This window comes from uncultured Roseibium sp., assembly GCF_947499295.1.
Lineage (GTDB): Bacteria > Pseudomonadota > Alphaproteobacteria > Rhizobiales > Stappiaceae > Roseibium.
The window spans coordinates 1-3,652 of sequence record NZ_CANMNP010000068.1 but is presented as its reverse complement, the minus strand read 5'-3'; the positions used below and the strand labels follow the sequence as shown (position 1 = coordinate 3,652).

At 62.7% G+C, this 3,652-nt stretch carries 3 protein-coding genes; all 3 read left to right on the top strand.

Annotated features, from left to right (window positions below; all coding sequences use genetic code 11):
• Window positions 1-4: 4 nt before the first annotated feature.
• The gene (locus tag Q0835_RS29495; RefSeq protein ID WP_152501626.1) at window positions 5-496 is read left to right on the top strand and encodes a (2Fe-2S)-binding protein; all 492 of its coding nucleotides are present in this window, start codon (window positions 5-7) and stop codon (window positions 494-496) included.
• 176 nt (window positions 497-672) lie between these two features.
• Window positions 673-3,033 (top strand): xanthine dehydrogenase family protein molybdopterin-binding subunit, encoded by a 2,361-nt coding sequence (locus tag Q0835_RS29490; protein ID WP_298966984.1) that lies wholly within the window; start codon window positions 673-675, stop codon window positions 3,031-3,033.
• A gap of 83 nt (window positions 3,034-3,116) precedes the next feature.
• On the top strand, window positions 3,117-3,652 hold a 536-nt coding region (locus Q0835_RS29485), incomplete at its 3' end, for an FAD binding domain-containing protein (protein WP_298966982.1).

Here is a 3,652-nt window from a genome sequence, read left to right as displayed (position 1 = left end):
ATTTATGTCGAAAGTATCTTTGGTATTGAACGGGAAGACCGTTTCGTCCGAGGTCGAGGACCGGACGTTGCTTGTGTCTTTGATCCGGGATGTTCGGGGTCTGACGGGAACGCATGTTGGCTGTGACACGTCGCAATGCGGCGCGTGTGTTGTTCATGTTGACGGCAAGGCGGTGAAGTCCTGCACGATGCTGGCGGCGCAGGCGGATGGCAGTGAGGTGGTGACGCTTGAGGGGATTGGCAGCGCGGATGCGCTTCATCCTGTGCAGGCGGCGTTCCGGGAGCATCACGGTCTTCAGTGCGGATTTTGCACGCCGGGGATGATCATGAGCGCGGTTGACATGATCAACCGTCACGGTGCGGGCAATCTTGATGAGGCAACGATCCGGCACGAGCTGGAAGGCAACATCTGCCGCTGCACGGGGTATCAGAACATCGTCAAGGCGATCAAGGCGGCGTCCGACCAGATGGCTGGCATGGCGCAGGCGGCCGAGTGAGGGCCCGGTTTTAGGAACACGACGGATTTATGGGTCAGGCGGGACGCCTTTGATCTGCCGGAGGGAGCCGGCAGAGGCGGTCTGGAACCGACCTTTGAGAAGACGCGGGCCGGGCAGACCGGTCGGAGGAGACCATCCGGATTTTTTGATCCGGAGCAGTATTTGGGAGAGAGATGATGGCAGTTGAAGGGATTGGCGCCCGGGCTCTGCGCAAGGAGGACAAGCGCTTCATCACGGGCCGTGGCCGTTATACGGATGACATGGCGATGCCGGGCATGGGCTATGCGGCCTTTGTGCGCTCGCCGCATGCCCATGCGAAGGTCACGGGGATCGATGCCAGTGCGGCTCTTTCGATGCCGGGAGTGGATGCGGTTCTGACGGGCGATCAGCTTGTGGGCGACGGTGTCGGCAATCTGATCTGCGGATGGATGATCCACTCCAAGGACGGCACGCCGATGAAGATGGGCGGCTGGCGGGCGCTTGAGCCTGAGGTTGTGCGCCATGTGGGCCAGGCTGTTGCGGTTGTCATTGCCGACACGCAGGCCGAGGCTCGGGACGCTGCCGATGCGGTGGTTGTCGACTATGAGGAGCTTCCTGCGGTTGTTGATCCGCTTGCAGCCCTTGAGGCGGGCGCGCCGCAGATCCATCCGGAAGCGGAAGGCAATCTGATCTACGACTGGGAAATCGGTGATGCGGGGGCGACCGACGAGGCGTTTGGCCGTGCCGCGCATGTGACGCGGATGGAGATCCACAACAACCGCCTTGTTCCGAACGCGATGGAGCCGCGGGCCGCGCTTGCCGGCTATGATGCGGCCGAGGAGCATTATACGCTCTATACGACTTCCCAGAACCCGCATGTGGCGCGTCTGGTCCTGTCGGCGTTCTACAACATCGCACCGGAACACAAGCTGCGCGTGATTGCCCCTGATGTGGGCGGCGGCTTCGGCTCGAAGATCTATATCTATCCGGAAGAGATGGTGTGCCTTTGGGCGTCGAAGCGCGTCGGCCGGCCTGTGAAGTGGGTATCGGACCGCACGGAAGCGTTCCTGACGGATGCCCATGGCCGCGATCACCGCTCGGAAGCCGAGCTTGCGCTGGATGCGGACAACAAGATCATCGGCCTGCGGGTGAAGACGGTTGCCAATCTGGGCGCCTACATGTCGCTGTTCTCGTCGTCGGTTCCGACCTATCTCTATGCAACGCTGCTGTCGGGGCAATACGACATCCCGGCGATCCATGCGAATGTGAAGACGGTCTATACCAACACGACGCCTGTGGATGCCTATCGCGGTGCCGGACGTCCTGAGGCGACCTATCTGCTTGAGCGGATCATGGAGACTGCGGCGCGCGAGGTCGGCCTGTCGCCGGCCGAGTTCCGGCGCAAGAACTTCATCCGGTCGTTCCCGCATCAGACACCGGTGATCATGTGCTATGACGCGGGCGATTATGATGCGACGCTGGATGCGGCGCTGAAGGCGGCCGATTATGACGGGTTTGCCGCGCGCAAGGCGGAAGCGGCCTCGCGTGGCAAGCTGCGCGGGATCGGCCTGTCCTGTTACATCGAAGCCTGCGGGATTGCGCCGTCAGCGGCGGTCGGGTCCCTTGGTGCCGGTGTGGGTCTTTGGGAATCTGCCGAGGTTCGTGTGAACCCGGTGGGGACGGTTGAGGTTCTGACCGGTTCCCACAGTCATGGCCAGGGCCATGAGACGACCTTCGCACAGCTGATCAGCGAGCGCTTTGGCCTTGACAGCGATGCGGTTGCGATCGTGCACGGGGATACGGACAAGGTCCAGTTCGGCATGGGCACCTACGGGTCCCGCTCGGGCGCGGTCGGCATGTCGGCTGTTGTGAAGGCGCTGGACAAGGTCGAGGCGAAGGCGAAGAAGATCGCGGCCCACCTGATGGAGGCCTCGGAAGGGGACATCCAGATCGAGGGCGGCGAGTTGAAAGTGGCCGGTACGGACAAGAAGCTGAGCTTCACCGAGGTGGCGCTTGCGGCCTATACGGCGCACAATCTGCCTGAGGGCATGGAGCCGGGTCTGAAGGAGGGGGCGTTCTACGACCCGACCAACTTCACCTTCCCGGCGGGGACCTATGTGTGCGAGGTCGAGGTGGACCCGGAGACGGGTCAGACGGAGGTTGTGAGCTTTGTGGCTGCAGATGACTTCGGCAACATCATCAACCCGATGATCGTGGAAGGTCAGGTGCATGGCGGCATCACGCAGGGCATTGGCCAGGCGCTGCTTGAGAATGCGGCCTATGACGAGAGCGGTCAGCTTCTGACGGCCTCCTACATGGACTACACGATGCCGCGTGCGGATGATGTTCCGTCCTATCAGCTGTCGACCCATGTGACGGCGTGCCCTGGCAACCCGCTCGGCATGAAGGGCTGCGGGGAGGCCGGAGCGATCGGGTCTCCGCCTGCGGTGATCAATGCGATCACGGATGCGATCGGCAGCAACGCTGTGTCGATGCCGGCCTCTCCTGAGAAGGTGTGGGCGCTTTGCCAGGCGGGCCTGAGGCAGGCTGCCGAATAGGACTTGAGACGATGAGCGGGCGGTGTGACCGCCCGCATTGGACCTGATGTCATTGGACACTTGAGATTTGGGGGAGACCCAACATGTATGAGACAACCTATCACCGTGCCGGTTCCGTATCGGAGGCTGCCGAGAAGATGGCGGCAGCAGAGGACGGCAAGATCCTGGGTGGCGGCCAGACGCTTCTGCCGACGATGAAGCAGCGTCTTGCGGCGCCGTCGGACCTTGTTGACGTGACGAAGATTGCGGAGATGCAGGGCATTTGCGAAGGCGAGGGAACCATCGTGATCGGGGCGGCAACGACCCACGCGGAGGTGGCGGCATCGGATCTTGTGCGGCAGAAGCTGCCCGGTCTTGCGGCCCTTGCCGGGGGCATCGGCGACCCGGCGGTCCGTCACATGGGCACGCTTGGGGGCTCGATTGCCAACAACGATCCGGCGGCGGACTATCCGGCGGCCTTGCTCGGGCTCGGTGCGGCCGTGACAACCAGCAAACGGACCCTTGCGGCCGGGGACTTCTTCACCGGCATGTTCGACACGGCCCTTGATGAAGATGAGGTGGTTGTGTCGGTGGCCTTCCCGCTGGCGGCAAAGTCGGCTTATGCCAAATATCCGAACCC

Excerpts from the sequence above, each read along its gene's own strand:
- Q0835_RS29490 (WP_298966984.1), top strand. The coding sequence starts at position 673 with ATGGCAGTTGAAGGGATTGGCGCCCGGGCTCTGCGCAAGGAGGACAAG.
- Q0835_RS29495 (WP_152501626.1), top strand. The coding sequence starts at position 5 with ATGTCGAAAGTATCTTTGGTATTGAACGGGAAGACCGTTTCGTCCGAG.